Origin of the sequence: Marinobacter albus, from assembly GCF_030238305.1 — a bacterium.
GTDB lineage: Bacteria > Pseudomonadota > Gammaproteobacteria > Pseudomonadales > Oleiphilaceae > Marinobacter > Marinobacter albus.
This window is the reverse complement of the sequence record NZ_JASSQD010000001.1, coordinates 1128549-1153174: the sequence shown is the minus strand read 5'-3', so window position 1 is coordinate 1153174 and position 24626 is coordinate 1128549. Positions and strand designations below refer to the sequence as shown.

At 60.2% G+C, this 24626-nt stretch carries 29 protein-coding genes and 1 pseudogene; 12 read left to right on the top strand and 18 right to left on the bottom strand.

Annotated elements, in window-relative coordinates; all coding sequences use genetic code 11:
* Window positions 1-10: 10 nt before the first annotated feature.
* The 4 genes from QQF73_RS05470 to QQF73_RS05455 form a co-directional block, all read right to left on the bottom strand.
* Window positions 11-1264: a D-amino acid dehydrogenase gene (locus QQF73_RS05470; protein ID WP_285367540.1), complete on the bottom strand. Its 1254-nt coding sequence runs from the start codon at window positions 1262-1264 to the stop codon at window positions 11-13.
* A 136-nt stretch (window positions 1265-1400) separates the two neighbouring features.
* Window positions 1401-1757 carry a translation initiation factor Sui1 gene (locus QQF73_RS05465; RefSeq protein WP_285367539.1) on the bottom strand — a complete coding sequence of 119 codons (357 nt, stop codon included), beginning with the start codon at window positions 1755-1757 and terminating at the stop codon, window positions 1401-1403.
* 36 nt (window positions 1758-1793) lie between these two features.
* The gene (locus QQF73_RS05460; RefSeq protein WP_285367538.1) at window positions 1794-2321 is read right to left on the bottom strand and encodes a DUF4136 domain-containing protein; all 528 of its coding nucleotides are present in this window, start codon (window positions 2319-2321) and stop codon (window positions 1794-1796) included.
* Window positions 2322-2399: 78 nt separating this feature from the next.
* Window positions 2400-3005 carry a YigZ family protein gene (locus tag QQF73_RS05455; protein WP_219866471.1) on the bottom strand — a complete coding sequence of 202 codons (606 nt, stop codon included), beginning with the start codon at window positions 3003-3005 and terminating at the stop codon, window positions 2400-2402.
* A gap of 15 nt (window positions 3006-3020) precedes the next feature.
* Between QQF73_RS05455 and QQF73_RS05450 the strand changes: the two genes are divergently transcribed.
* A complete protein-coding gene (locus QQF73_RS05450) occupies window positions 3021-3230 on the top strand; it encodes a hypothetical protein (protein ID WP_285367537.1) in 210 nt (69 codons plus the stop codon).
* Here the strand turns inward: QQF73_RS05450 and QQF73_RS05445 are convergent.
* Both QQF73_RS05445 and QQF73_RS05440 read right to left on the bottom strand, forming a co-directional pair.
* Window positions 3189-4505 (bottom strand): sensor histidine kinase, encoded by a 1317-nt coding sequence (locus QQF73_RS05445; protein WP_285367536.1) that lies wholly within the window; start codon window positions 4503-4505, stop codon window positions 3189-3191. The two genes, QQF73_RS05450 and QQF73_RS05445, sit on opposite strands and share 42 nt — an antisense overlap.
* Window positions 4502-5188 (bottom strand): response regulator transcription factor, encoded by a 687-nt coding sequence (locus QQF73_RS05440; RefSeq protein WP_285367535.1) that lies wholly within the window; start codon window positions 5186-5188, stop codon window positions 4502-4504. Before QQF73_RS05440 ends, QQF73_RS05445 begins: the two co-directional genes overlap by 4 nt.
* 179 nt (window positions 5189-5367) lie before the next feature.
* Here QQF73_RS05440 and QQF73_RS05435 point away from each other — a divergent pair, with 179 nt between their 5' ends.
* Genes QQF73_RS05435 through QQF73_RS05425 form a run of 3 tightly spaced genes read left to right on the top strand, consistent with a single transcriptional unit; the run spans window position 5368 to window position 7685 of the window.
* Entirely contained in the window at window positions 5368-5727 is a 360-nt protein-coding gene (locus QQF73_RS05435) for a hypothetical protein (protein WP_219866475.1), read from the top strand.
* A 57-nt stretch (window positions 5728-5784) separates the two neighbouring features.
* The gene (locus QQF73_RS05430) at window positions 5785-6963 is read left to right on the top strand and encodes a GNAT family N-acetyltransferase (RefSeq protein ID WP_285367534.1); all 1179 of its coding nucleotides are present in this window, start codon (window positions 5785-5787) and stop codon (window positions 6961-6963) included.
* A 50-nt stretch (window positions 6964-7013) separates the two neighbouring features.
* Window positions 7014-7685 (top strand): hypothetical protein, encoded by a 672-nt coding sequence (locus QQF73_RS05425; RefSeq protein WP_219866477.1) that lies wholly within the window; start codon window positions 7014-7016, stop codon window positions 7683-7685.
* On the opposite strand, the gene QQF73_RS05420 is transcribed toward QQF73_RS05425, so the two are convergent.
* On the bottom strand, window positions 7672-7887 hold the full coding sequence (locus QQF73_RS05420) for a dodecin (RefSeq protein WP_219866478.1): 216 nt from the start codon (window positions 7885-7887) through the stop codon (window positions 7672-7674). The genes QQF73_RS05425 and QQF73_RS05420 overlap by 14 nt on opposite strands.
* 150 nt (window positions 7888-8037) lie before the next feature.
* On the opposite strand from QQF73_RS05420, the gene QQF73_RS05415 reads away from it, so the two are divergent.
* Window positions 8038-8808 carry a DUF3750 domain-containing protein gene (locus QQF73_RS05415; RefSeq protein WP_285367531.1) on the top strand — a complete coding sequence of 257 codons (771 nt, stop codon included), beginning with the start codon at window positions 8038-8040 and terminating at the stop codon, window positions 8806-8808.
* A gap of 18 nt (window positions 8809-8826) precedes the next feature.
* Here QQF73_RS05415 and QQF73_RS05410 read toward each other — a convergent pair whose 3' ends face one another.
* The 4 genes from QQF73_RS05410 to QQF73_RS05395 form a co-directional block, all read right to left on the bottom strand.
* Window positions 8827-9138, bottom strand: coding sequence for an AzlD family protein (locus QQF73_RS05410; protein WP_219866480.1), 312 nt, complete (start codon window positions 9136-9138; stop codon window positions 8827-8829).
* Window positions 9135-9872 carry an AzlC family ABC transporter permease gene (locus QQF73_RS05405; protein ID WP_219866481.1) on the bottom strand — a complete coding sequence of 246 codons (738 nt, stop codon included), beginning with the start codon at window positions 9870-9872 and terminating at the stop codon, window positions 9135-9137. Before QQF73_RS05405 ends, QQF73_RS05410 begins: the two co-directional genes overlap by 4 nt.
* 130 nt (window positions 9873-10002) lie before the next feature.
* A complete protein-coding gene (locus QQF73_RS05400) occupies window positions 10003-10545 on the bottom strand; it encodes a hypothetical protein (protein WP_219866482.1) in 543 nt (180 codons plus the stop codon).
* A 380-nt stretch (window positions 10546-10925) separates the two neighbouring features.
* Window positions 10926-11240, bottom strand: a complete 315-nt coding sequence (locus QQF73_RS05395; RefSeq protein WP_219866483.1) for a hypothetical protein — start codon at window positions 11238-11240, stop codon at window positions 10926-10928.
* On the opposite strand from QQF73_RS05395, the gene QQF73_RS05390 reads away from it, so the two are divergent.
* The 3 genes and pseudogenes from QQF73_RS05390 to QQF73_RS05380 form a co-directional block, all read left to right on the top strand.
* Window positions 11239-12339 carry a Leu/Phe/Val dehydrogenase gene (locus tag QQF73_RS05390; protein WP_285367502.1) on the top strand — a complete coding sequence of 367 codons (1101 nt, stop codon included), beginning with the start codon at window positions 11239-11241 and terminating at the stop codon, window positions 12337-12339. The genes QQF73_RS05395 and QQF73_RS05390 overlap by 2 nt on opposite strands.
* Before the next feature lie 83 nt (window positions 12340-12422).
* Window positions 12423-13835, top strand: coding sequence for a sodium-dependent transporter (locus QQF73_RS05385; RefSeq protein ID WP_285367500.1), 1413 nt, complete (start codon window positions 12423-12425; stop codon window positions 13833-13835).
* 137 nt (window positions 13836-13972) lie between these two features.
* A pseudogene (locus tag QQF73_RS05380) lies at window positions 13973-14353 on the top strand (metal-dependent hydrolase); the annotation flags it as partial.
* 2 nt (window positions 14354-14355) lie between these two features.
* Here QQF73_RS05380 and QQF73_RS05375 read toward each other — a convergent pair.
* From QQF73_RS05375 to QQF73_RS05360, 4 genes are all read right to left on the bottom strand, one after another.
* Window positions 14356-15258: an NAD-dependent protein deacetylase gene (locus QQF73_RS05375; protein ID WP_285367496.1), complete on the bottom strand. Its 903-nt coding sequence runs from the start codon at window positions 15256-15258 to the stop codon at window positions 14356-14358.
* Window positions 15259-15274: 16 nt separating this feature from the next.
* Window positions 15275-16006 (bottom strand): polyamine aminopropyltransferase, encoded by a 732-nt coding sequence (locus tag QQF73_RS05370; protein ID WP_219866487.1) that lies wholly within the window; start codon window positions 16004-16006, stop codon window positions 15275-15277.
* 72 nt (window positions 16007-16078) lie between these two features.
* On the bottom strand, window positions 16079-16642 hold the full coding sequence (locus tag QQF73_RS05365; protein ID WP_219866488.1) for a DUF1415 domain-containing protein: 564 nt from the start codon (window positions 16640-16642) through the stop codon (window positions 16079-16081).
* 85 nt (window positions 16643-16727) lie between these two features.
* Window positions 16728-18314, bottom strand: a complete 1587-nt coding sequence (locus QQF73_RS05360; protein WP_219866489.1) for an ABC-F family ATPase — start codon at window positions 18312-18314, stop codon at window positions 16728-16730.
* 195 nt (window positions 18315-18509) lie between these two features.
* Here QQF73_RS05360 and QQF73_RS05355 point away from each other — a divergent pair, with 195 nt between their 5' ends.
* Entirely contained in the window at window positions 18510-18788 is a 279-nt protein-coding gene (locus QQF73_RS05355; RefSeq protein ID WP_091987063.1) for a peptidylprolyl isomerase, read from the top strand.
* A gap of 47 nt (window positions 18789-18835) precedes the next feature.
* Window positions 18836-19738: a succinyl-CoA synthetase subunit beta gene (locus tag QQF73_RS05350; RefSeq protein ID WP_228743322.1), complete on the top strand. Its 903-nt coding sequence runs from the start codon at window positions 18836-18838 to the stop codon at window positions 19736-19738.
* Here the strand turns inward: QQF73_RS05350 and QQF73_RS05345 are convergent.
* Window positions 19725-20909, bottom strand: coding sequence for a M24 family metallopeptidase (locus tag QQF73_RS05345; RefSeq protein ID WP_219866490.1), 1185 nt, complete (start codon window positions 20907-20909; stop codon window positions 19725-19727). The genes QQF73_RS05350 and QQF73_RS05345 overlap by 14 nt on opposite strands.
* Before the next feature lie 108 nt (window positions 20910-21017).
* On the opposite strand from QQF73_RS05345, the gene QQF73_RS05340 reads away from it, so the two are divergent.
* A complete protein-coding gene (locus QQF73_RS05340) occupies window positions 21018-22142 on the top strand; it encodes an MBL fold metallo-hydrolase (RefSeq protein ID WP_285367492.1) in 1125 nt (374 codons plus the stop codon).
* Here QQF73_RS05340 and QQF73_RS05335 read toward each other — a convergent pair.
* The gene (locus QQF73_RS05335) at window positions 22069-22899 is read right to left on the bottom strand and encodes a DUF2059 domain-containing protein (protein ID WP_219866492.1); all 831 of its coding nucleotides are present in this window, start codon (window positions 22897-22899) and stop codon (window positions 22069-22071) included. The two genes, QQF73_RS05340 and QQF73_RS05335, sit on opposite strands and share 74 nt — an antisense overlap.
* A gap of 89 nt (window positions 22900-22988) precedes the next feature.
* On the opposite strand from QQF73_RS05335, the gene QQF73_RS05330 reads away from it, so the two are divergent.
* On the top strand, window positions 22989-23708 hold the full coding sequence (locus tag QQF73_RS05330) for a transglycosylase SLT domain-containing protein (protein ID WP_486641992.1): 720 nt from the start codon (window positions 22989-22991) through the stop codon (window positions 23706-23708).
* A gap of 6 nt (window positions 23709-23714) precedes the next feature.
* On the opposite strand, the gene QQF73_RS05325 is transcribed toward QQF73_RS05330, so the two are convergent.
* Window positions 23715-24614 carry a LysR family transcriptional regulator gene (locus QQF73_RS05325; protein ID WP_219866493.1) on the bottom strand — a complete coding sequence of 300 codons (900 nt, stop codon included), beginning with the start codon at window positions 24612-24614 and terminating at the stop codon, window positions 23715-23717.
* Window positions 24615-24626: the final 12 nt, after the last annotated feature.

Below are 24626 nucleotides of genomic sequence, written 5' to 3'. Positions count from 1 at the left end.
GGCCGGCCCCTCAGATACCCGTAAAGGCGAAGTCCACGTCCGGCCGGCGTCCGCTTATGATGTCCGCCAGCGCCGCAGCCGAACCACAGGCATGGGTCCAGCCGAGAGTGCCATGGCCGGTGTTCAGATATAAATTGGGGAAGTGGCTCTTGCCGACATAGGGCACGTTGGACGGGGTTGCCGGGCGCAAACCACTCCAGAACTCGGCCTGATCCCAGTAGCCCGCCTCGGGCATGACCTCGGCCGTGCGCCGGACAATCGCGCGGCAACGCGTATAGTTCAGGTCCCGGGAATAACCGCTGAGCTCCGCCGTGCCGGCCACCCGCAGACGGTCCCCTAGCCGCGAATAAACCAGTTTGTATTCGTCGTCGGTCAGACTGACGCGGAACGCGGCGTCCTCATTCTTCACCGGCACTGTGATTGAGTAGCCCTTGGCCGGATAGATACTGAGGGTCAACCCCACCTTCTTGACCAGAGGCGCACTGAAACTCCCGAGACTGAGGACGTAGGCGTCCCCCCGGAGGATTTCATGACAGCCGTCTTTCAGCGTCTGAACCCCCAGGATCCGATCCCCGGCATGCTCGAAACCGAGCACTTCGGTGCCATAGCGAAATTCAACGCCCGCCTCGGCACACTTCTGTGCCAGGTTATGGGTGAATTTTCGGGCGTCGCCGGACTCATCTTCCGAGGTGTAGGTGGCGCCGGCTATCCGGTCCCGGATCGGCTTCAGGGCAGGCTCTAACGAAATGGCTCTGTCCGCATCAATGATCTGCCGATCGCAACCCAGATCCTGCATGATTCGGGTCGGTTTGATGGCAGCTTCAAACTCCCGCGGGTCGGTATAGAAATGCAGAATGCCCTTCTGCAGAGCATCGTATTCAAGGCCCACTTCCTCCCGCAGGTTCTGCAACTGGCTCCGGCTGTAAGTACCAAGATTCACAATCTGCCGGATGTTGTGGGCTGCCCGCGTGGACGTACATTCACACAGGAATGACAGCGCCCAGCGCCACTGGTCCGGATCCAGACGAGGCCGGAACAGCAGCGGGGCATCTGCCTTGAACAGCCATCTGAGAACCTTCAGCGGCGCCGAGGGGTTGGCCCAGGGCTCGGCGTGGGAAACTGAAATCTGACCACCGTTGGCGTAGCTGGTTTCTACCCCGGCCTGATTCTGTCGATCGATCACCGTGACCTGATGACCCTGCTTCTGCAGAAACCAGGCAGTGGTCGTACCTACGACCCCCGCGCCCAAAACCAGAATGTGCATGCAAGCCTCCGGTCAGAGGAGCCGACGCGCCCGAACACCGCAAGATGATCCCGGGCAGACTCCGCGTTTTCAAGGAAAGAGAAAGGTTAATGCCGTTAATTGTAGCGTGAGCGACGGCCCGTTGCGTCTTATACCATCAGCCACCAGACCGTTTTACGGTCCAGCCCTGCGCCTGCAGAAGCGGGACGAGGATGTCCCGCTGATCGCCCTGTATCTCAACCGTTCCGTCCTTGACCGTACCCCCGGTGCCGCATTTGGCTTTTAGCACCTTGGCGAAGGCCTTGAGCTCCTTTTCGTCAAGCGGGATACCGGTGATCAGGGTCACGCCCTTACCCTTCCGGCCCTTGGTTTCACGGCTCACCCTAACAATCCCGTCGCCCTCGGGCCGGGAGGGCGTTCCACACGTGCATTCCGATACCGGGTTCCGGCAGTCAGGACACATCCGCCCCTGTTCCGTGGAAAAAACCAGTCCGCCTTCCGATCGATTTTTCATGCCTGCGCTGCACTCCCCTTGGTCTGCGTAACTCGATTATTCGATGCCCGGAGGGTACTTGGAAAACATTTCGGACACTACCTCATCAATCAATTCGCTGCGGGTCTCAGGGGACTGATGCTCAGTCAGGTAACGGCGACTCGCGGCGCGCCACACCACCTCATTGATTTCGGTATCCACCAGCTCAACCACGAGCTTACCCTCTGTGACCTCCCGCACCGGTGGGGGTGCAGAGATACCCCAGCCGAAGTTGCTCCAGCCATAGCCAAAGCCCAGCCCCACGCCGGTCTGCTCCAGGCGATCCTCCTCCACGATCTTCCAGTTGGCGAGCAGGTCTGCCTCATCGGCCGGCACCTTGCGCATCGCCTTACGCTTCAGTTCCCGCTCAATCGCACTCTGTACCCGGCTGCCATCAAGCGACACGAACGCACCACTCCCGGCGTTCTGGGCAAAGGCCCAACTGGCGTAGTTACCGAAAACCGCTGAGGAGTTGTAGTCCGTCACCACATTGCCGGCACAGCCTGCCAGAGCCAGGACCAATGCCGAAATCATCAGGAAACGCATAATGCAGTTCTCCTTTATTGGAGGTTTCGTAGCTTCAGTATACGCATAGGACACGGACCACGATGCCCTTCTGGTTCCTCACCTTTCGAGATCGTAATCCAGCTTCTGGGCATCACAGAACGCGACAAACGCATCCGCCTGGTGTTCGGGCAAGGCCACCCGGGCCCTGACACTGGCGCCGTATTCCACCGACTCCAGCACGGCGTCGTGAACCTCGCACCAGTGCCGCAGGGGCTGTTCATCGGCAAACCCCATCACCACATCGGCCGGTATCATAGGCTGCTGAACTGACCGCTCAACGGCGGAAAGCACACTCTCGGCAGCTCCGGCATAGGCACGGACGAGGCCGCCGGCACCGAGCTTGATACCGCCAAAGTAACGAACAACCATGACCAGGACATCCCCCATGTCTTTGTGCTGAATGACATTCAGGATCGGTTTGCCTGCGGTGCCGGAAGGTTCTCCATCGTCATTCATCCCCGCCTCGGCTGCCGAGCCGGGACGGCCAATCTGGTATGCCCAGCAGATATGCCGGGCATCCGGGTGATCGCGATGAGCCTGTTCCAGCCAGACTTTCACCTCGTCCCGGGAACTGACCGGTGCGACCCGGGCGATGAACCGGCTTTTTTTCACTTCCGTCTCGCGCTCGAGGTATCCTGCGGGAACGGGGTAATCTCTAGTCATTGATCGGTAAACCTTATGTCCGAGGAAGACAAGCCTAACAGTCCCGGAACCGCAGAGCCTGCAAAACTCCGGAAAGCCGCCTGCGGCATACGCTTCGAGGAAGACGAGTTGCAAGAGGGCATCGACTTCTCCGGCGCTGCGGATCTCAGGCCCACCGATGACGACGCCCAAGAGCCACCGCGCTCAACCGGCGGTAAACACCGGCACCCGCACCGTCACTCGTAACCCACCAGACTCACCTGCTGCCGCTCTGATCTCGCCATCATGGGCCGTCACGATATCCCGTGCAATCGCAAGCCCCAGCCCCCAGCCCTTGCCGCCGCGGGATTTGTCAGCCCGGAAAAACGGCTCGAACAGATGTGGCAACAACTCGGCCGGCACGCCCGCCCCTTCGTCCTCAATATCGACGGTCACCTGACCATCAGCAACCGACGCCCTGACCTGCACCCGTTTACCCGGTGGTGTGTGATCCAGAGCGTTCTGCAGGATGTTGTCAAAGGCCCGCTGCATCAGGCCAGCATCTCCCAATACCGATGCCTTGGCCGTCTCGTCTGTCGCCGACAGCCTGCATTCCACACCCTGGTGATCGGCGTAATCCGCAGCATCTCGCAGTACCTGATTGAGCAGTTTGACCGGTTTTACGGGCTCACGTTCGATATCACCCCCCTGTTCAGCGACCCGGTACAGCGTCAGTATCTGCGATGTCATGGCTTCCAGACGCTCGTTCTGGCGCAGAATACTGGCGACCAGCTGCTCGTCGGCACCGCCATCACTGGCCAGCTCAATGGCAATACGCTGTCGGGTTAGCGGCGTCCTCAGATCATGGGAAATATCCCGCAACAGGTGTTTCTGTCGCTCAAGCAGGCCGCACAGGCGTTCGGTCATGGCATTGAAGGCAGTCGCAAGCTGGCCGACCTCATCCCGTCGGCGAGCGATGTCCTCGCTCACCCGCAGTTCCGTGTTGCCACCGGCAATCCGCTGAGCCGTACTTTCCATGTGCTTCAGCGGCCGTGAAACGAAACGGGCAATCCAAAAGCACGCGAGGGTAATCAGCACGAAAGCCAGTCCCATCTCGATGACGCGGAAAAACTTCGGATCCAGCCAACCCTCACCGTTTACCCGGGGCCAGGCGACGAGCTGGTAACCATCAGCCACGTCTATCACCGCGGGTTTCTGGGGGTACCAGCCGGACTTCATCCGCTCTCGGATGGACGACGGCAAACGCTTGTCGTCGTCCAGCTCAATCAGGATCAGGCGCAGTTCCAGCCGTTTCCCCTGTTCGCGCAGAAAGCGCCAGGCATCGCCACGTCCCTCGGTTTCACGAACCCTGATAGCCTCCAGCCCCAGATCCCTCAGACCAACCTGGCGCTCTATCGCCTGCCGTTCCCGATCCAGCAGCGTACGGGTTGCCAGGTTGCTGGCTACCACGGTGACCGCCATCGCCAGCCAGATTGACAGGAAGATCCGCCAGAACAGTGGAAACATCAGGCGACGGCTCACACGGGCACCCGATAGCTGTATCCCAGCCCCCTGACCGTTTCGATGCGTGGCGGATCTTCGTTGCCCAGTTTGCGGCGCAGATTGCTGATGTGCATATCCAGGGTGCGGTCGTAGGCCTCGAGCCGCCGCCCGAGCGCCCACTGCATCAGGTCAGTTTTGCGCACCACGCTACCGGCATGGGCCAGCAGAACCTGCAGAACCTCGTACTCGGTGGCGGTCAGATCAAGGGCGACGCCCTGTTGGAGAATACGCCGGTGCCCGGGCTCAACCCGTAAATCGCCGTAGACCCTGGCGGCGTTCAAATCGGTCTTCTGGTCCCAGGCTATCCGGCGCAGCAGCGCCTGCAGGCGGGCAACCAGTTCTCTCGGGTTACAGGGTTTGGGAATGTAGTCGTCGGCTCCAACCTCAAAACCGACAATCCGATCGGTTTCATCGCCACGGGCCGTCAGGAGCACGACCGGCAAATGGGTCGCCGCACGCAACTCCCTCAGCACCTCCAGCCCACTTATGTCCGGCAACATGATGTCCAGAACCACAATATCGCAATCCTGGCCCAGGGCCAGGGTCAGTCCGTCCTGGCCATTGGCCGCTTCGCGGACCGTAAAACCCTGATTGGTCAGGTAGCGGGCCAGTAATTCCCGCAGTTCGTCATCGTCTTCTACCAGCAACACCCGGTTTTGCATTGTCTGTCTCCGTAAGCACAAAATGGAGTCTAACACGCATGCGCCAACCCGCTGATTCGGCGCGTATTCCTTTGCAGAACCTTTACACGGTACTGACATCCGCTGACAGCGTTCGGCGCTACCATAGCGGCGAATCACATCCATTGCCGCACCCTCGGCATGCAACCTGAGGACCTGTTATGAACAAACGCAAGAACTCCATCGTGACCGCCGGCATTCTGGCATCTGCCCTGCTCGCCGCAAGCCCGTTTGCCCTTGCCGACCATCATGGCGGCGACAAACACAGCGGCTACCACGGTAAGCCCAACATGGAACAAGTGTGCGAAAACTTCCGTGAGAACAAGGGGCGCTTCAAGCATGACGAGCGACAGGCAAAACGGGAGGCACGCTGGTCGGAAATGGCCGAGCGCCTGCAACTGACCGAAGAGCAGCTCGAAACCTGGGAAGAGATCCGACAGGAGAAACAAGAGAAATACGAGCAACGCCGGGCAGAATGGCAGAAGGAGCTGAAGGAACGCTGTGAACCCGTCGCACAGTGATCAGATCCCGGGTTTTGGCGTATGGTATCGGGATATCCTCAAGGAGCCACCCGAGCCATGCCCGAACCCGGACACCTCTCCCCTTCCGTTTCGCTGACTGTCGAAACCTGCCAGTCCATCGCGGACATTACCCGGTCGGACTGGGAGCGACTCGCCGGCAGGAATAACCCGTTTCTGCGCCATGAGTTCCTCCACGCGCTGGAGCTTTCCGGGTGCACCAGGGCGGAAACCGGATGGCAACCCAGCCACCTGGTGTTCCGGGTCAACGGCGAGCTTGCCGGGATCGCACCCGCCTACCTGAAGACTCACTCCATGGGCGAGTATGTATTCGACTGGGCCTGGGCGGACGCCTATCAGCGCCACGGCCTGGCCTATTACCCCAAGCTCCTGATCGCCATCCCGTTTACACCATCCCAGGGCCCTCGGCTGCTGCTGGAGCCCGGACTCCGGCAAAAACTCGGCCCAGGCCAGGTCCCGGAACTTCTGGATTCCGTGATGCCACAACTGGGCGCCCATTCCTGGCACCTGTTGTTCCCCGACGCCGCAGACCAGGCGCTGCTGACGCACGAACAGGAACTGCATCGCACCGGTTGCCAGTTCCACTGGCACAACCGGAATTATGACGGCTTCGATGACTTCCTGGCACAGCTGACCTCCCGCAAACGCAAATCCATCCGCAAGGAACGACGCCAGGTGTCTGAACAGGGCATCAGCTTCCAGCGGTTTCACGGGCGCGACATTCCCGATCACGTGCTTTCCGCCTTTTACGTGTTTTACCAGGCCACCTACCTGAAACGCGGCCAACGCCCCTACCTGAACAGGCAGTTCTTTGAACTGGTGCGAGAGAACCTCTCCGAGCACCTGCATCTTGTGATGGCAGTCAGGGACGGGGAAATGATCGCCGGAGCCCTTTTCCTTAACGGAGCGAATACGCTCTATGGCCGTTACTGGGGCTGCCTCGACGAGTTCAATCACCTGCACTTCGAGACCTGCTATTACCAGGGCATTGAGTTGGCCATCGAGCTCGGACTGACGCACTTTGACGCCGGCGCCCAGGGCGAACACAAGCTCGTACGGGGATTCGAACCCGTCATCACCCATTCCTGGCACGGGATCCGCCACCCCGGTTTCCGGGAGGCCATAGCGGCGTTTACCGAGGACGAAGCCGAGCATGTTGCCGGGTATTACGAGGAGGCCCTTACCCTTCTGCCATTTCGACAGCGCAACGGTGATTAGCTTCTATACTGAAAGTCCAACGCAATGTTTTTGTAAAGGGATTCAACCCCATGGAAACGGACCCACTTCTGAGCGTTCTCGACGGCCCCCATTTCCCACTACTGATTGCCGCACTGGCCTTGCTTGTCGGCCTCGCTGCCCTCTGGGTGGCATCCAGTGCCAAACGGACCGCCAGCCGGGAGGTCGAAACGCTTCGGCAGCGGACCGGCTCTCTCGGCCGGGAGGTGGATGAACTTCGCGTCGGTCAGTTCAACGGCCCGGATCAGGACCGCCCCGGCTCTTCCGGTTCCGAAGCCGGCGCCGCCAAATACCAAGCCGAGAAAGACGCCTATGACCAGATCTGGCCCCAACTCTGGATCCTACATGACCGGCTGGGCATGTTTCTTCGAGCTGTGGAAAATGGCGAGTCAGCGGGCGACCTTCGGCTGGAAGCACGAAACGCCGCACTGGAAGCACGCAACCTGCTGAACCGGAACCGGCCTTTCTGCAGCGAATCGGTGGAGGAACTGGTGACCAGGCTGATCGACACCGAGATCAAGGCGCACCTGGCAGCCTGCCAGCACCTGGACATGTCGAAGGAAGTATCCGGCTCCGCCTCCGATCATGAGCGCCGCGTGTTGCGGGACAAATGTCACGCCCTTTACGACGGCGAAGCCCGGGACCTGATGAGCCGCCTGGCCGGCGCCATCCGGAACCGGGTTATCAACGTCAGCTATCCTTGATGCGGAATCCCACCTTCATGACAACCTGATAATGGCCGACCTTGCCATCGACGATATGGCCGCGGGTCTCGACCACCTCGAACCACTCCATGTTGCGGATACTCTTGCCACACTCCTCCAGGGCATTTTCAATGGCGTTCTCGATGCTTTTGCGCGACGAACCGACGATTTCGACTTTTTTGTACACATGGTGATCGGTCATAACGCCACTCCTCTCTCTTCAATGACTGTTACCTTGAGCCTAGAAGACAAGCGGAACCCCGGCAAACCCGCACTGTCCAGAACGGATCCGGCGACAGGGCCATGTCGTACCGACTAGAATTAAAGCACCCAACCTATCCGGAACCCTGATATGAAGCGTCTCCTGAAGTACACCGCCTGGCCCCTGGCCGGCCTGTTCCTGTTATTGGTAGGGCCGGTACTGCTGGCCACCAGCAGCAGCCTCCAGGGCGCAGAAAGCTGGCAAACTGCCAGCCGGGAAAGCGCCGGAATTGCGCCCCGGCCGGAGCAACATGAAGGCGCTATCATCCAGGTTTACGGTGCCCGGGCCTGGAGCTGGCGCGGCTACTTTGCCGTCCACACCTGGATTGCCACCAAGGAGAAGGGGGCCGACGAGTACCGGGTTCACGAAGTTACCGGGTGGCGCAGCTATGTGGTCAACTCCCGCCCGGGCGAGCCGGACCGCCACTGGTACGGGGCCAGGCCCGAACTCTACGCAGACGTTCGCGGGGCCGAGGCCGGGACGCTGATTCCGTCGATCTACGAGGCGATCGAGCGTTACCCCTACCCAACGGAGTATGAGGCCTGGCCCGGACCGAACAGCAATACCTTTATCGCCTGGGTGATTCGGGAGGTGCCCGGCCTCGAGGTTGCCTTACCCAGTAACGCCATTGGCAAGGATTATCTGGGTAACAGCGTGGTTGCCGAGGTACCCGGCGGCGCCGGTTACCAGTTCTCCCTGGGGGGGTATTTCGGCCTGCTGGCCGGTGTCCGGGAAGGACTGGAGCTCAACATTCTGGGCCTGTCACTGGGGGTTAATCCCCTGGCCCTGGGTATCAAACTGCCCGGTATCGGCGAGCTGGCGCTGCGCAACCCCAACCCGATGCAAGACGGTGCCCCCTAGCGCGAGCACGCGCCGATTTCAGATCAGATAGCGGACGATACCGGCAGCGGCGATGCCGGCGGCGATCGCGGGCAGGGGTTTCCTGAGCGCCAGCATGGTGACGGTGGTAACCGACAGCGCCGCGATGGCCCCGAGGTCCCCGGCAAAGGCCATGGGCACGACAATGGCGATCAGCACGGAGCTGGCCATGGTATTGATGAAACTCTCGATGCGGGGGCTGATTCGTACGAACGACATGACAAACACACCACCGAATCGAGTCGCCAGGGTGACGATCGTCATGATGGCGATCAATGCCAGAACGCCTGCCGTCGTGGTTTCGATGGTCACGCCGCTTCTCCCTCGGCAGCGGCACTGACCGGTTTTTTATCCAGCCAGAAGTACCCGATTACACCACCGGCCAGCGCCCCCACCACCACGTGAGTATTCGGTGGCAGCCACTTCCACGCCGCCAGGGATGCCAGTGCGGCCACAGTCCAGGCAACCAGCACCCGCGGCGATTTCTTCCCCCCGAGCGCCATGGCCAGCAGGAAGCACCCGAGCACCATATCCAACCCTAGACTCTTCGGGTTCTGCAGCAGTCCGCCGAAGTAAACACCCAGCCAGGTGCCTACAAGCCAGGCCATCCAGAGCACCAGGCCTCCGCCCAGAATCACTTCCAGATTGCGTTTGCCATTCTGGTAATCCTGGGCAGATACCGCCCAGTTCGCGTCCGTTAGCAGCAAAAGCAACCCATACCGTTTCGCCGGAGCAACGTCTTTGAGCATCGGATACAACGACGCGCCCATGAGCAGATGACGGGAATTGATGGCAAACACAACCGCGATCAGTGGCAGGACCGAAACCTCACTGCCCCACATGTCCGTCGCCGCAAACTGCGAAGCACCGGCAAACACCGCCGTGCTCATCAGGAGTGCTTCCAGCGGCAACAGGCCTTTCTGGGTAGCCGCGAGCCCAAAGGCAGCACCGAATGCCACCACAAACAGGGAGATGGGAAAAAGCCGGACAAACTCCTGACGGACTTTTCGCGGCTGAATGGTATAAGAATAGGAAGCGACAGACATCAGAGGAAGCTAAGGCAGATCCCCCGGATCGCGTATAGGTGAATACCGAAGTTTGCGGCCTTTCTCAGACTAAGGTCCTATCTGCAAGGTCATCTCTGAGGCCAGTACCTGAGACCCGATCCAGGACCGCCTAGTGAATGACATGAACCCGACCGTCGCCCGCTGCGAAAGGATTATTGAAGCTGCTGCCCTCTCCCTGCAGGACCGCCTCCGGATGGTTCTTTGCCATCAGTGCTTTCATCTGATCAACATTCGCTTTCGGCGCATCCACCATGATCAGGTACTTCCCGGCTTCAATGTCCTTGTGGAATCGCCGGATCCGGTAGTTTTCGGTTCCGATCCCGCCAAAACCACCGAGCCAGCCACCCGCCAGCACCATAAACACGCCCATGGCAACAAAAGCGGACGCCGGCCAGTCCAGGCCGCCCCACAGCGCCAGTGGCAACACGAAGCACAGGGCGAACAACCCACCGATAATCAGCCCGCGCTCCACGAACCTGGCCAGATCGGTCCGGTCCAGAACGCTGGCAGAGTGAAGGCGGTGAGTATAGAGACCCGCTTCATCCTTGCTGACGATGTGGAAACGCCAGTTGGTGACGCCTTCCTGATGCAGGTCATCGGAAATGCTTTCGACGCTGTCGATGGAATCAACCAAGTAGAAAAGCCGTTTCATAACTCTCTCCTTCGCTCAGTCAGAGCGGGTCGCCACAGCTTTCTTATCCGAGTATAACCCACACCGGAGCGGCCACCGGCGAGGGACTGAAAACGATTCGCGCTAACGAAAAGCGGGATATATTCATTTCCTATAAAAAAATTTTTGCCCGGTGCACAAAACCTTGCGGGGGTTTGCCTTAGCTCACCCGAATTGTTCGCGCCTTTCGCATTGACGTTAACGTAAAAAGTCACTAATTTATTTTCCGTCCGGCCCCAAAAGGGCAATTCCTCTCTAGGAAAGCGGACACCTGAAATCAAAAGGCCGGCCACAAGCCGGACGACAAAAACAAGACAGCCACTCATGCCGAGATCCGGCCAGGTGGAGAGGGTTTCATTATGTCAGACACAACACGCCCCCCGGCGGGAGTGCGCCTCGCGTATTCGTGCCCGCCCAATACCATCGACGTCTTCCGTTTCCAGAGGCCAGCCCGGCCCCGATTTTCGCTCCGCCATGGTCAGCCAACGCAGGCCCCAGCCCCGTTTGCGGCTGACTGCACCTGCTGATTTCTGGAAACGGTGATAGCCAATCAGGAAGGACGCACCGCGCGCCCTGAGTACCAACCAATCGCGACTACCGCGGTCTAACAACAAAACATCGGCTACCGCAGGCCCCACAAGGGTAGCGACAGCCAAGGAAGAAAGGTGAAACGCCATGAACGTATTCAGCCATCCCGAGTTCGATAACCACGAGCACCTGTCCTTTTTCTGCGATCCGGAAACCGGACTGAAAGCCATTGTTGCGATTCACAACACCTCGCGCGGCCCTGCCCTGGGCGGTTGCCGGATGTTCCCCTACACCACCGACGAGCAGGCACTGCGCGACGTACTGCGCCTGTCCAAAGGCATGACCTACAAATCAGCACTTGCCAACCTGGACCTGGGTGGCGGCAAGTCCGTCATTATTGGTGATCCTCGCAAAGAGAAGAGCGAAGCCCTGCTCGAAGCCATGGGCAAGCATCTGGAGGGTCTGGGCGGCCAATACATTGCCGCCGAGGATTCCGGAACCAGCGTACCGGACCTGAAAGTTATGGGGCGACACACACAGCATGTCGCCGGCATTGCAGAGCGCATTGGCTTTGACGGCCAGCCCAGCAACGGCGATCCATCTCCGGCCACGGCCTATGGCACTTTTATCGGCCTGAAAGCCGCCGTCCGCCACAAGCTGGGCCGGGATGACCTCAGCGGCCTGAAGGTCGCCATCCAGGGCATCGGCAATGTCGGCTTCCGCCTGGCCAGGCACCTGAAAGAAGCCGGTGCCCAGCTCTGGGTGTACGACATCTTTGCCGAGAACATGCAACGCGCCGTGGATGAACTGGGTGCCAAGCCCGCCTCCGCTGAGGACATTCTGTACCTGCCGGTGGACGTGGTGGCGCCCTGCGCCATGGGTGCGGTGCTGAACGACGACAGTATTCCGCAGCTGAAGGCCAAGGTGGTAGCCGGAGCAGCCAACAACCTGCTCGAACGCGCGGACCACGATCAGGCCCTGAAAGACCGGGGCATTCTTTATGCCCCGGACTTCGCCATCAATGCCGGTGGCATCATTGACGTGTTCTACGAGCGCACCGGGGAAACGCCCGAAACGGTTCGCGCCCATGTGGACGCCATCGGCGACACCCTGACGGAAATCTTTACCCGCTCTGATCGCAGTGGCCGTCCGACGGGCGCCATCGCCAATGAGCTGGCGGAAGAACGTTTCCGCAAACACGAGGCCCGGGGCAATGCAAACCCCGAGCGTCTGGCCCGGGTCGGGTAACAGCCGGGCCCAGTGTCTTTGAGGCCGTGCCTGGCGCGGCCTCTCCCCCCCCAACAAAAACAAGTATCAAGCAGGAGACAGTTATGTCTGTATCACAATCAGGTAGTGCCACCTATTCGGAGGCACTGGAAGGTTCCAACGCCAAGCGCGGGCTCTGGTCCTCGCGCCTTGCCTTCGTTCTCGCGGCGACCGGCTCCGCCGTGGGTCTCGGCAACATCTGGAAGTTCCCGTACATTACTGGTGAAAACGGCGGTGGCGCTTTTGTCCTGGTCTATCTTCTCTGCATCGCCGCGGTCGGCCTGCCGATCATGATGGCGGAAGTGCTTATTGGTCGCCGGGGCGGCCGCAGCCCGGTCAACAGCCTGCGACTGATCGCAGAACGAGACCGGCTGAAGCCGGCCTGGCGCATGGTGGGCGCTGTTGGCGTGCTCGCCGGTTTCCTGATTCTGTCCTTCTATTCCGTGATCGGTGGCTGGGCGGTGTCCTATGTTGGCACAGCGGCCAGTGGTCAGTTGGTGGGCCAGTCCGCAGAGGCAGTTGGCGCCATTTTCTCCGGCCTGCTGAGCGATCCAATGACGCTGCTGACCTGGCACACCGTCTTCATGGCGTTGGTCATGGTGGTGGTTGCCAAGGGTGTTCGCTCAGGCCTTGAGCGGGCCGTGAGCATCCTTATGCCCGGTTTGTTTGTCCTGTTGATGATTGTGGTGGGTTACGCCATGACGACCGGCGAGTTCGGTCGTGCGGCCAGCTTCCTGTTCCAGCCGGACTTCTCCAGGCTCACCACCTCCGGCATCCTGGTGGCACTCGGCCACGCCTTCTTCACCCTGAGCCTGGGTATGGCGGTGATGATGGCCTACGGTTCTTACCTGCCAAAGAACATTTCCATTGCCAAGACGTCCATTGCCGTCTCGGTGATCGACACGGGCGTTGCCCTGCTGGCCGGTCTGGCCATCTTCCCGATCGTCTTTGCCAACGGCCTGGAGCCGGGCGCAGGACCTGGCCTGATTTTCCAGACCCTGCCACTGGCATTCGGTCAGATGCCTATGGGCAGTCTGTTTGGCACCCTGTTCTTCGTACTGTTGATTTTTGCCGCCTGGACGTCCGGTATTTCCCTGCTGGAACCGATCGTGGAGTGGCTCGAAGAACAGAAAGGCATGAACCGCACCATCAGTACCCTCGGCGCCGGCTTCGTATGCTGGGCGCTGGGCATTGCCTCAATCCTGTCCCTGAACCTGTGGTCCGATTTCGCACCGCTGGGCAGCATCGCGATGTTCGAAGGCAAGACCATCTTCGACCTGCTCGACTTCTTCACCGCCAACGTCCTGTTGCCGCTGGGCGGACTGCTGGTGGCTGTCTTCGCCGGCTGGGTCATGTCCCGGGAGGCCATCGAGAACGAGCTGTCGCTGTCCGAGCCGATGTTCAAGCTGTGGTACATCACCATCCGCTACTTCACCCCCATTGCCGTGGCGGCGGTGTTCATCTACAACCTCGTTTAACACTCTCCCGGGGGCCGCTGAGGCGGCCCCCGGATCTTCTTATCCGGTCCCTCGCCAGAGATGACCGGTTTATGGCCCGTAATAACCGGCGATTACCCCCACCTTTACCGTAACCTCACTGGGTCGACAGCGACCCGTCCATGCGCACACTGTGGGCGTGGCACTGCATCGAAGAAAATGAACACAAGGCGGTGGCTTTCGATACCTACCAGCAGCTCTATGACAAAACCTTGGTGGATTACGCCATCCGGATGGGGGTGATGGCCCTGATCACGACGCTGATCATGGTTGCCATTCACAGCTTCATTGTAGAGTTGATGCGGGAGGACAAACAGCTTCTGAACCTGCGTTCCTGGGCGCAAGGCCTGAACCGCGTATGGGGCCCAAATGGCATGTTCACCGCCATCATTCCGGGGTATCTGGAATACTTCAGGCCCGAATTCCATCCCTGGGACCACCACACGGAGTTCTTGCTGAATCGCTGGCGAAAACTGCTCGGATTCAACAAATCCCGGTAACCCTAAAGTTGGTCGAGGGAGGCCTTAAGGGTCTCCCCGATCCGCGCATTCAGTTTCAGATCCGCCAGCGGCTCGGCCCGGGTCCGCCCCAGGTTCAGCGTGGCAATCGGTTTGTCCCACTCTTTCGCATACCGGCAGAAACGAAATCCCGAGTACACCATCAGCGAAGAGCCGACCACCAGCAAACCGTCGCTGGCCTTGAGCACATCCAGCGCGGAGTAGACCCGTTCCCTGGGCACGTAATCCCCGAAGAAGACCACATCCGGTTTCAGAATGCCGGCACACTTGGGGCAATCCGCTGGCCGGAAGTCACTGAAGTCCACCTCCAGATCCGCATCACCGTCTGGCGCCGTGTCAGCGCGGTAATGGCCAAAGCCCGGATTCAGCTCGGCACAGCGATGATGCACCTCATCCCGGGGACAACGGTAGCCGCAACTCATGCAGAGGACTTCGTCGGCGCGGCCATGCAAATCCGTCACGGCTCGGGTACCTGCTTTCTGGTGCAACCGGTCCACATTCTGGGTGACCACCAGACTGCTGTGGTTGAGCAGCTCCAGGTCGGAGATATGGTGGTGTGAGGGGTTCGGGGTGGCATTGCGCATCACCGGCCAGCCAATCAGGCTTCGTCCCCAGTAACGCTGCCGGGTTTCGTAACTGTCCATGAAGGCCTGGTGCTGAACCGGCTGTTTGCGCTTCCAGGCACCCTCGCCATCCCGATAATCCGGAATACCCGAGTCTGTGCTCACACCCGCCCCCGTGAGGATCAGCAGCCGCGGGTGCTTCCGGATAAAATCCGCCAGCAGGTGGCCGGCGTGCTCCGGTTCGTGCCGAACCGGTGCTTCATCAGACGCCGGCAAGCGGTAACTGGAGCTGAAGGGGCGGGCTCGGTGGCGCATTACAGGCATACAAACTCCGGATAGTTCAGCCCGGTTTTCGGGCTACATACACGGTGTTGAACGACTCCCTGTTCTGGAACGGATTGAAGAAGGTTACAACATGGCAGGCGACATCGGTAAACACCTCACGCAACACCGTCATGAACTCGTCATCTTCGCCTTCATTTGACCACATGGCAAAGATTCCACGTGGCTTCAGCTGTCCGGCCATCCGACCGATGTTTTCGGCGGTGTAGAAGCTGGCGTTGGAATCGTGCAGCAGAGCCCTGGGTGAGTGGTCGATGTCGAGCAGGATGGCATCGAAGGTCTTGCCGGGCGATTCGGGGTCGAATCCCCCGATATCCGGCTCGCCAATGGCGAGGTCGAAGAAGCTACCGTGGACGTAGCGGCTGCGGGCGTCGGCGTTAATGTCCTTGCCCAGGGGTACCAGTTCCTGCTGGTGCCAGCGGATGACCGGCTCCAGGTATTCGACGATCAGCAGTTCCCCCACCCGCTCGTGTTTGAGCGCCGCCACCGCTGTGTAGCCGAGGCCCAGGCCGCCAACGACCACGCTGAGGTCATCGCCTTCGGTTTCGTTCAGGCCAAGGTCTGACAGGGCGACCTCAGCATCCACGAACATGCTCGACATCAGGAATTCTTCGCCGAGCTTGACCTCGAAGATATCCCGGTCGCCGATCGCCGGAATCCGTCGGCGACGGAGGGTAATCTCACCGATTTCGGAGGGTTGGCTGTCGATCTGTTCGAAAAGAAGTCCCAAGGGTTTGCCTCTTTGTCTGAGTTCTTGGCTGGCCTGTTTCGGCTCCGTGCTATCGCAGGCAGAGCCCCCTTTTTACTCCCCGGCAACCCTGGAGTCTTTCAGGCAATTGGCGAGAGTTTTCCGCATCTTGTCTGCCCCGAGCTGTTCCATCAGTTCAATGTTTCTATCCGGGATACCATTTACGTCAGGATAGCTGTCAATCGCGGCTTCCAGACTGGCTTCCCGTAACAGGTGAAGCATCGGGTACGGCGACCGGTTGGTGTAGTTCTCCGCCGAATCCGGCTCCGTGCCTTCGAACTGATAGTCCGGATGGAAACTCGCAATCTGGTAAATGCCTTCCATCTCCAGATACGCCAGCAAACCATCAGCGGCATCCAGAAACTCATTGTAGGCTGCGAAGTCCTGCAATACACCCGGATGGATCAGTACCGTGGTTTCGACCTCAGGCTCATCGTTGAGGCGCTGGAGTTCGGAATGAAGCGCCTGCAGCAGGGCATCTTCATCGGCAGCGTCAGAGACGGCGAACCGTACCCGATCCCGAACCAACTCCCGCTTCGCAAATGGGCAGAGGTTGTAACCAACGACTACGTCCTCGACCCATTTCCGTGTTGCGTTTATGACGTCTGTCTCTTCCATGCTGGTCTCTCTTTAAAATGTGAGGGCCGCGCAAAGTTTTGATCGGGCGGCCGGGAAGAGCTGCCCAAGCCCCATCGCAAATTGATCAAAGGTAACCCTGACTCCGAAGATAATCATCGTAGGAGCCACTGAAATCCGTCACCCCGTCCGCACTCAGTTCGATAATGCGCGTCGCCAGCGAAGAAACAAACTCCCGATCATGACTGACAAAGATCAGTGTGCCGGGGTAGTTCTCCAGCGCCAGGTTCAACGCCTCGATGGATTCCATGTCCAGGTGGTTGGTGGGCTCATCCATCAGCATGACGTTGGGCTTTTGCAGGATAAGCTTGCCAAAGAGCATACGTCCCTGCTCACCACCCGAAATCACCTTTACCGATTTTCCGATGTCGTCGCCGGAAAACAACATACGGCCGAGGGTGCCCCGCACCAGTTGCTCGCCGCCGGTGGTCCACTGGGCCATCCAGTCAGTCAGGGTGTCGTCGGCGGCGAAATCGGCGGTGTGGTCCTGAGCGAAGTAGCCGACCTCGGCACTGTCGGTCCACTTAACTTCGCCGCCGTCGAGCTCATAGGCGCCGGCCATGCACTGAAGCAGCGTGGTTTTGCCGATACCGTTGGGCCCAATGATGGCCACGCGCTCGCCGGCCTCGACCTGCAGGTTCAGTTTGTTGAACAGGGGCTGGCCATCGAAACCCTTGGTCAGATCCCTGAGCGTAACGGCCTGACGGTGCAGTTTCTTGCCCTGCTCGAAACGGATGAACGGACTCACCCGGCTGGACGGCTTGACCTCTTCCAGCTGGATCTTGTCGATCTGACGGGCCCGGGAGGTGGCCTGTTTGGCTTTTGAAGCGTTCGCAGAGAAGCGGCTGACGAACTGCTGCAGTTCGGCAATCTGAGCCTTCTTCTTGGCGTTGTCGGCCTGCATGCGTTCGCGGGCCTGGGTGGCCGCGGTCATGTACTCGTCGTAGTTGCCCGGGAACAGGCGCAGCTCGCCGTAGTCCAGATCCGCCATGTGGGTGCACACACTGTTCAGGAAGTGGCGGTCGTGAGAAATAATGATCATGGTGCTGTTGCGGGCAACCAGGATGTTTTCCAACCAACGGATGGTGTTGATATCCAGATGGTTGGTGGGCTCGTCGAGCAACAGCACGTCCGGATCGGAGAACAGGGCCTGAGCCAGCAATACCCTCAGCTTCCAGCCCGGCGCCAGCGCACTCATCGGTCCGTTATGGTCCTCCAGTGGGATTTCCAGCCCCAGCAACAGCTCCCCGGCACGGGCCTCGGCGGTGTAACCGTCCATCTCGGCGAACTGGACTTCCAAATCCGCCACGGCCATGCCGTCTGCCTCGCTCATCTCGGCCTGGGAATAGATCCGGTCCCGCTCCTTCTTCACCTGCCAGAGTTCTTCGTGGCCCATGATCACGGTATCCATCACCGTGCAGTCCTCGTAGGCGAACTGGTCCTGGCGCAGTTTACCCAGCCGGACGTTCGGCTCCAGCATGACCTGGCCGGCAGAGGGTTCGAGATCGCCACCGAGAATCTTCATCAGCGTGGATTTTCCGCAGCCGTTGGCGCCGATCAGGCCGTAGCGGTTGCCATTGCCGAACTTGGCGGAAACGTTTTCGAACAGGGGCCTGGCCCCGAACTGCATGGTGATATTGGCGGTGGAGATCAAGAAAGAAACCTATACACGTGAGGGCCGGCGGGGTACGGGCACCCTGGCACCGGCGAGAGAAAGCCGGCATTGTACAGGTTTGGAGTCCCGACCGTGAGACCGCAGAAACACGGATAAAAAGCGCTTGCCTCAGAACGTGGGTACGGGCAGCATTCCGGTTCTGTTGTTTTCATTCACCCCAAGAGGAGACCGAGCATGGCACAGGCAACAGCCCGCCACATTCTGGTAGACAGCGAAGCGAAGTGTGAAGAACTGAAGAAAGCCATTGAAGGTGGCCAGGATTTCGCGGAAGTCGCGAAGCAGCACTCATCCTGTCCGTCAGGCCGCAATGGCGGCGACCTGGGTGCGTTTGGCCCGGGCCAGATGGTCCCCGAGTTCGACAAGGCTGTGTTCAACAGCGAACTGAACACCGTGATTGGCCCGATCAAGACCCAGTTCGGCTACCACCTGCTGGAAGTTACCAGCCGCAGCTGATGGGTTTCGGCCCTTCCCCCAGGAACGCCCACAAAGGAAAGCGTCTGATGACGTTGGCCTCTGCGGGCGTTCTTGTCATGGCGCCACTGCTTTTTATTGGCAGTCCCGACTGGCTACCCGGCCCGCTGAGCACCTCGGTATGGAATCTGGGCCATATCGTATTCTTCGCCCTGCTGACCCTGACGCTCCGCCCGTGGCGGTGGCTCGAAGGCTGGCGACTCTGGCTGGCTGCGACCGCGATCATGGTCGTCGTCGGCACACTGATTGAAGCCGCGCAGTCTCAGCTGGATCGGGAGGCGGACTGGCACGACATCCTGCGCAATCTGATCGGCGTCTGGCTGATTCTGGCGTGGCACCCGCTGATCGCGGGCAGGGTCAGGCCCAATGCTTTGATGATCGGTCTGGCCGTGGCGAGTACCCTGTTCGTGATGGTCGAACTGGGGTCCACGGGCATGGTGGCGGCCCGGCAGTTCGAGGTGAGCCACCTGTTGCCGAAGCTGTATGACTTTGAACACGAGGACCCCTCAGCCTTCTGGCACGGCGACCTGGCCCCTTCGCCTCACCCAGTCCGGGATCATGGCCGAAGCCTCCGGATTGAGCTGGACACAGACCTGTACTCCGGCGCGTCCCTGGTGAACCTCCCGGCCGACTGGCGCGAGTATGACCGGTTGAACATCAGCCTGTTCAATCCAGACCCGAGCCCCCTGCCCATGACGCTCCGCATCAACGACCTGAAACACGAGCACGGCGATAACGCCCACAACGACCGCTACAACACCTCGTTCACGCTGACACCGGGCCTTAACACCTTCACTCTGGCTCTGGAGGACATCCGGAACGCGCCGAAGGACCGCACCATGGACATGAGCCGCATCCATCGGCTCACCCTGTTCGCCAGCCGCCTCCCAGCACTCAGAACCATCTACCTGCTGGACCTCAGACTGGATTGAGCGACCAGGGGTTGGCGGTAATCGGCTCCGCTCCCGTATTGGTCACCAGAACCGTCTCACTGCAGCCAATGCCCCACTGCCCCGGCACCCTCAGACAAATGGGCAGGTGAAACACCATGCCCGGCCTGAACTCGGTATTCCCACCCCGGGCAATGAAACCGGAACCTTCCACCCACGATGGCGGAAACTGGGCGCCAACGGTATAGCCGAACACGCCCGAAAAGAACACCATGCCCGCCAATGGCGCCAGGGCCTTTTCCGCCGACTGGGCCGCCGAATCAAAGGTAGTGCCGGGGCGCACTGCAGCCAGAAGGGCATCCACCACGCGGCGGCAGCCGTCGAACACCCGCCGCATGTCAGCCGAAGGACTACCCGCCACTACGGTTTGCATCATCGGCGCAGTGTAGCGATGCCAGGCGGAACCGAACTCCAGGAAGACCGGTTCGTCCGGCTCGATGCGGCAGCGTTTGTGGTTGGTGTGGATCACACTGCTGCGCACCCCGGTGGTCACAATCGGCTGCATACTCATGAACTCGCTGCCCGCCTCCAGCAGCGCCTTGGCGCCGACAGCGGCAACGTCATTGTCGGTCATGCCCGGGCGTACCGCAGCCACGGCCGCTCTCAGGCCTTCGGCGGTGATACTCGCGCTGTGGCGCAGGAAACCAATCTCCGCCTCGGACTTAACCAGTCGCACCTTCTTGACCAGTCCCCCGGCGTCAACGAAGCGAACCCCCGGCAACCTGGCTTTCAGGCCTTCAAGCACCCCCTGGCGGAGAGAACCGTGCCAGGCGTCGATCCCGACCGTATCAGCCGAGTCATTCAAGGCATCAATCAGCGGCCCCAGAACTTCACCGATGCCCTCCCAGCGATAACCCGACACCTCCCGGACACGGGTTGTCACCATAGCCGGGCCCATCTCGATGGACGGGACCTGGAGCAGCAGAGACGAGGCGGTGACCACCAGAGCAACATGCACGGACACCTCAAAGGTGCTGTAGCCGGTCAGGTAAAAAATGTCAGAGCAGTCGGTTAAAAGCAGCGCGTCTATGTCCTCGGCTTCCATCCGATTGCGGACGCGAGACAGTCTCTGATCGTACTCCCCAGGCGGGAAAGGACACTCGGAGCCTCGCGATTGAAGCGACAACGCTTTCTGATAGGCATTGAAATCCATGGGAGCAACTCCTTAGTTGCATATACTAATGAGATTGGACCCAAATTCGCCGTTGTACAACTTTCGACTAACTTAACGGAACGGCGGTCGGAACCGGAGGCACCCGAGATGCCCCAAAACCATGATGGAACAGGCGCGTTCGAAGTGAGCGTGGAGCTGGGCGCGCTGACCAGCATTGCCCATGATCCTCAGGTAGCTGTGCGGGTTGGTCCCGCAGTAGCCTCCCTGGTTAATGGCGTTGGCGGCGACCCGCTGCTTCAGCTCCGCCTGCTTCACCAGTCGCGCAGCCTGCTGTTCGATATGGGGGACAGCGGGCGCATGGCTCTGCGCTCCGCCCACCAGGTCAGCGATGTCTTTATCAGTCACGGTCATGCCGACCATATCGGCGGCTTCATGTGGTTCATGCGCAGCCGTATCGGCCATTTTCCGCCGTGTCGGCTCTTTGGCCCGCCGGGGTTGCTCGGGCACATTACCGGTATGCTGCAGGGGGTCCTTTGGGACCGGGTTGAGGACCGCGGCCCCAGGTTTGTGGTTCATGAGTGGCATGGTGACCACCTCAAACGCTGGAAACTGGATGCCGGACAGGGACCGCCAGCCCCCCTGGAGGATCTGGCGACCCCGGACAACGTGATCTACAGCGAGCCGGAATTCCGGGTACGGGCCGCCATGCTCGATCACGGGACACCAGTCATGGCTTTTTCCTGGGAGCCGTTCGGCAAACTCAATGTGCGGAAAAACGGCGTAGAGGGGATTGACGCCCGGCCCGGGCCCTGGCTGCATGACCTCAAGATGGCGGTATTGCGGAGCAGCCCGGACAAGCTGATCTCACCCGGCAACGGGTACACCTACCGGGCCGGGGACCTGGCCGAAAAGCTACTGATTCAGAACACGGGAGAGCCGGTGGTGTACGCCACCGACTTCGCGGACACTCCGGAAAACATCAAGCGAATGACCGACCTGGCGCGCGACGCCCATACGCTGTTCTGCGAATCGTCTTTCATGCTGGAGGATGCGGACCAGGCCAGACGCACCGGGCATTTGACCACGGAGGCCACCGCCCGCATCGCCAATGCCGCCGGGGTCCGGCAACTGATCGCCTTTCATTTTTCACACCGCTACGCACGCAGGCGTAATCAGGTGTATTCGGAGCTGCTCCGGTTCACTGACCGCTTGTTGGTTCCGGAACGAGAAACCGCGCCATCTGGTTGCCGATCGACTCGATCGGATCGGTGATCGCTTTCTGAATGCTGTTGGTGACCACCCGGGAGAAGGCCGAGCCCGGGCCGCTTTCCAGGAAGTCCATGTACAGCCCCATTTCCTGGCTGCCGATCTTTTCGTAGGTATACAGATAGCTGTCGTAAACCTGTTGCCCCACTACGCCCCGAATGGTGCTGCGCTGGCCTTCAATCTGCTGCTTCAACTGGTCGTACTGCATGGAATCATTGCTGAACGCCGCCATGGCCGTTGCCAGGCCCAGTTGCACTGCGATGGTGGTATCCACCGCACTTTCGGTGGCTCGGGCTGCGCGATCGAAGCGGTCAAACATGCGGGCCCGATCAGTGCCCTGATATTTCTTGTTGAGCGCCGGCGCCCGGGCCTGGATTTCTTTCCAGGTGGTGGGATTCGAGGCTGCGATTTCTGCCGCCGAGATCTTCCGGGCTACCGGCGTTTCATACCAGTCGCGGACGGCTTCCAGCTGTTCGTCCGTGAGATTGGCGTCCAGGTCCTTCACGATCTGCTGTTCGATATCCGCCGCACGAAAACTGCTGCTGACCACGTGTCCGAGGGTCTCGGCCACCATCGGTGGCACCTGGCCGCCACGCTTCAGGCCATCCCGGATACCCTGACTCATCATGGCCGGGTACTGGGCAACAATGTCATCTACCGGTGATGCCGCCAGGACCTGCTGGGGGCTGGGGGCTGCAAATGCGGGCCCAGCTGCGATCAGGCCGATAACTAAAAGAGGTTTAACTAGGGTGCCAAGCTTCATTTCTCTATCATCCCAATGTGTGGATGCCCCGTTTATGACACGTGTTCCGCTCATTCATCAAGCAATCCCTGGGCTCCGGAGATGACAGTTTGGTAGGGAAACTCGGAAAACCCTGGCGCCGGCGCAAACGGCGCCGACAGTCCCGACGTAATGTCTGGCGTTCCCGCGCCAAATGGTATGGGCTCCCGGTGCTCGGCCTTCTGATTGGAACCTGGGCAACCCTTCGGTTCAGCCTGCTGGCGCCCGACCCGCCGGCCAACCCGGAAAACCTCTGCGAAATCTTCCGGGAACATCCGGTGTGGTACGACTACGCCAGCGACTCACAGGCACGCTGGGGCACGCCCATCGCCACTCAGATGGCTTTCGTATACTACGAGTCGTCGTTTCGCAGCCACGCCCGGCCGCCCCGGACCCTGTTATGGGGATTGATTCCATGGACCCGGCCCACCTCAGCCTATGGCTACGCCCAGGCACTGGATCCGGCCTGGCAGGAATATCTGGAGGCCAATGGCGACGGCTGGTTCACGGTTCGCACCGACATGGAACACGCGCTGGACTTTGTCGGCTGGTATAACCGTTTGACCCACCAGCAACTGGGCATTTCCTTCTACAGCCCCCGCCGCCTCTACCTGGCCTATCATGAGGGCCGAGGCGGCTACAGCCGCAGGACGTTTGACAGCAAACCGGCCATCCAGTCGCTGGCCAATCGTGTGCAAAGCCGTGCCTTTCGCTACGACAACCAGCTCCAGACCTGCGAGCAGGAGTTCCAGTGCTGGCGCTGGTACCAGTTCTGGCCCTTCTGCGGATAACCCCTTTTAGGGCGCGGTACTGATTTCGATCGCCGTTTCCAGCGCCTGCAGCCGGTCAACCAGATACTCCATGACGATCCGCACCCGTGCCATCTGCTGGGTGTCCTGGCTCACATGCAGCCACAGGTCGACACTCTCGCCCTCCAGCGGATCTGACAGCCGGCGAAGCTCCCGGGCACTCTCCCCGAGGTAACAGGGCAACACCGCAAGCCCGGCGCCGGCACACGCCAACGCGTGCATGGACTGGAGGCTGTTGCATCGAATCAGTGACTGAGCATTCTTGAGGTGTTTCCGGTACCAGCGGCCGGTCGCCAGATGACTGAATGTTTCATCCGGCACAATCCAGACACACTGCTCCGGGTGATTCTCGATATCCATCTCCCGGTGCCGGCGGCAGTAACGCGCCGAACCGTAGACCGCGGAATCCACGGCTGCGATCCGCTCCCCATCCAGTGTCGCCTGGGGTTTGTTTTCGCAGCGCAGGGTGAGGTCGGCTTCCCGATGGCTCAGGTTGGCCACGTCGTTGTCTGTCAGCACTTCCAGCTCGATGTCCGGGAACTCGCGCACCAGCTCGGCCAGAATCGGGCTGAGCAGCGCGTTCATCGCGGCGTCTTCCGCCGCCAGGCGAACCTTGCCGACCGGGGAAGCATCCTGACCAACCAGCTTGCGCTCCAGATTCTCCATGGCCACTGCCAGCCTTTCGGCTTCCCGAAATGCGGTTTCACCAACCGGCGTAAGCTGCAAGCCGTCCCGGTTCCGTTCAAAGAATTGCACCCCCATCGACTCTTCCATCTGATCAAGTCGACGCAAAACAGTGGTTTGGTGCACACCCAGCATTTCACCGGCCCTGGCAAGCGTTCCGCCTATTGCCAGGGCACGTATATATCGAAGATAATCCCAATCCATAATAACTGCATA

Excerpts from the sequence above, each read along its gene's own strand:
- QQF73_RS05470 (WP_285367540.1), bottom strand. The coding sequence starts at position 1,264 with ATGCACATTCTGGTTTTGGGCGCGGGGGTCGTAGGTACGACCACTGCC.
- QQF73_RS05465 (WP_285367539.1), bottom strand. The coding sequence starts at position 1,757 with ATGAAAAATCGATCGGAAGGCGGACTGGTTTTTTCCACGGAACAGGGG.
- QQF73_RS05460 (WP_285367538.1), bottom strand. The coding sequence starts at position 2,321 with ATGCGTTTCCTGATGATTTCGGCATTGGTCCTGGCTCTGGCAGGCTGT.
- QQF73_RS05455 (WP_219866471.1), bottom strand. The coding sequence starts at position 3,005 with ATGACTAGAGATTACCCCGTTCCCGCAGGATACCTCGAGCGCGAGACG.
- QQF73_RS05450 (WP_285367537.1), top strand. The coding sequence starts at position 3,021 with ATGTCCGAGGAAGACAAGCCTAACAGTCCCGGAACCGCAGAGCCTGCA.
- QQF73_RS05440 (WP_285367535.1), bottom strand. The coding sequence starts at position 5,188 with ATGCAAAACCGGGTGTTGCTGGTAGAAGACGATGACGAACTGCGGGAA.
- QQF73_RS05435 (WP_219866475.1), top strand. The coding sequence starts at position 5,368 with ATGAACAAACGCAAGAACTCCATCGTGACCGCCGGCATTCTGGCATCT.
- QQF73_RS05430 (WP_285367534.1), top strand. The coding sequence starts at position 5,785 with ATGCCCGAACCCGGACACCTCTCCCCTTCCGTTTCGCTGACTGTCGAA.
- QQF73_RS05425 (WP_219866477.1), top strand. The coding sequence starts at position 7,014 with ATGGAAACGGACCCACTTCTGAGCGTTCTCGACGGCCCCCATTTCCCA.
- QQF73_RS05420 (WP_219866478.1), bottom strand. The coding sequence starts at position 7,887 with ATGACCGATCACCATGTGTACAAAAAAGTCGAAATCGTCGGTTCGTCG.
- QQF73_RS05415 (WP_285367531.1), top strand. The coding sequence starts at position 8,038 with ATGAAGCGTCTCCTGAAGTACACCGCCTGGCCCCTGGCCGGCCTGTTC.
- QQF73_RS05405 (WP_219866481.1), bottom strand. The coding sequence starts at position 9,872 with ATGTCTGTCGCTTCCTATTCTTATACCATTCAGCCGCGAAAAGTCCGT.
- QQF73_RS05400 (WP_219866482.1), bottom strand. The coding sequence starts at position 10,545 with ATGAAACGGCTTTTCTACTTGGTTGATTCCATCGACAGCGTCGAAAGC.
- QQF73_RS05390 (WP_285367502.1), top strand. The coding sequence starts at position 11,239 with ATGAACGTATTCAGCCATCCCGAGTTCGATAACCACGAGCACCTGTCC.
- QQF73_RS05395 (WP_219866483.1), bottom strand. The coding sequence starts at position 11,240 with ATGGCGTTTCACCTTTCTTCCTTGGCTGTCGCTACCCTTGTGGGGCCT.
- QQF73_RS05385 (WP_285367500.1), top strand. The coding sequence starts at position 12,423 with ATGTCTGTATCACAATCAGGTAGTGCCACCTATTCGGAGGCACTGGAA.
- QQF73_RS05375 (WP_285367496.1), bottom strand. The coding sequence starts at position 15,258 with ATGCCTGTAATGCGCCACCGAGCCCGCCCCTTCAGCTCCAGTTACCGC.
- QQF73_RS05365 (WP_219866488.1), bottom strand. The coding sequence starts at position 16,642 with ATGGAAGAGACAGACGTCATAAACGCAACACGGAAATGGGTCGAGGAC.
- QQF73_RS05355 (WP_091987063.1), top strand. The coding sequence starts at position 18,510 with ATGGCACAGGCAACAGCCCGCCACATTCTGGTAGACAGCGAAGCGAAG.
- QQF73_RS05350 (WP_228743322.1), top strand. The coding sequence starts at position 18,836 with ATGACGTTGGCCTCTGCGGGCGTTCTTGTCATGGCGCCACTGCTTTTT.
- QQF73_RS05345 (WP_219866490.1), bottom strand. The coding sequence starts at position 20,909 with ATGGATTTCAATGCCTATCAGAAAGCGTTGTCGCTTCAATCGCGAGGC.
- QQF73_RS05340 (WP_285367492.1), top strand. The coding sequence starts at position 21,018 with ATGCCCCAAAACCATGATGGAACAGGCGCGTTCGAAGTGAGCGTGGAG.
- QQF73_RS05335 (WP_219866492.1), bottom strand. The coding sequence starts at position 22,899 with ATGAAGCTTGGCACCCTAGTTAAACCTCTTTTAGTTATCGGCCTGATC.
- QQF73_RS05325 (WP_219866493.1), bottom strand. The coding sequence starts at position 24,614 with ATGGATTGGGATTATCTTCGATATATACGTGCCCTGGCAATAGGCGGA.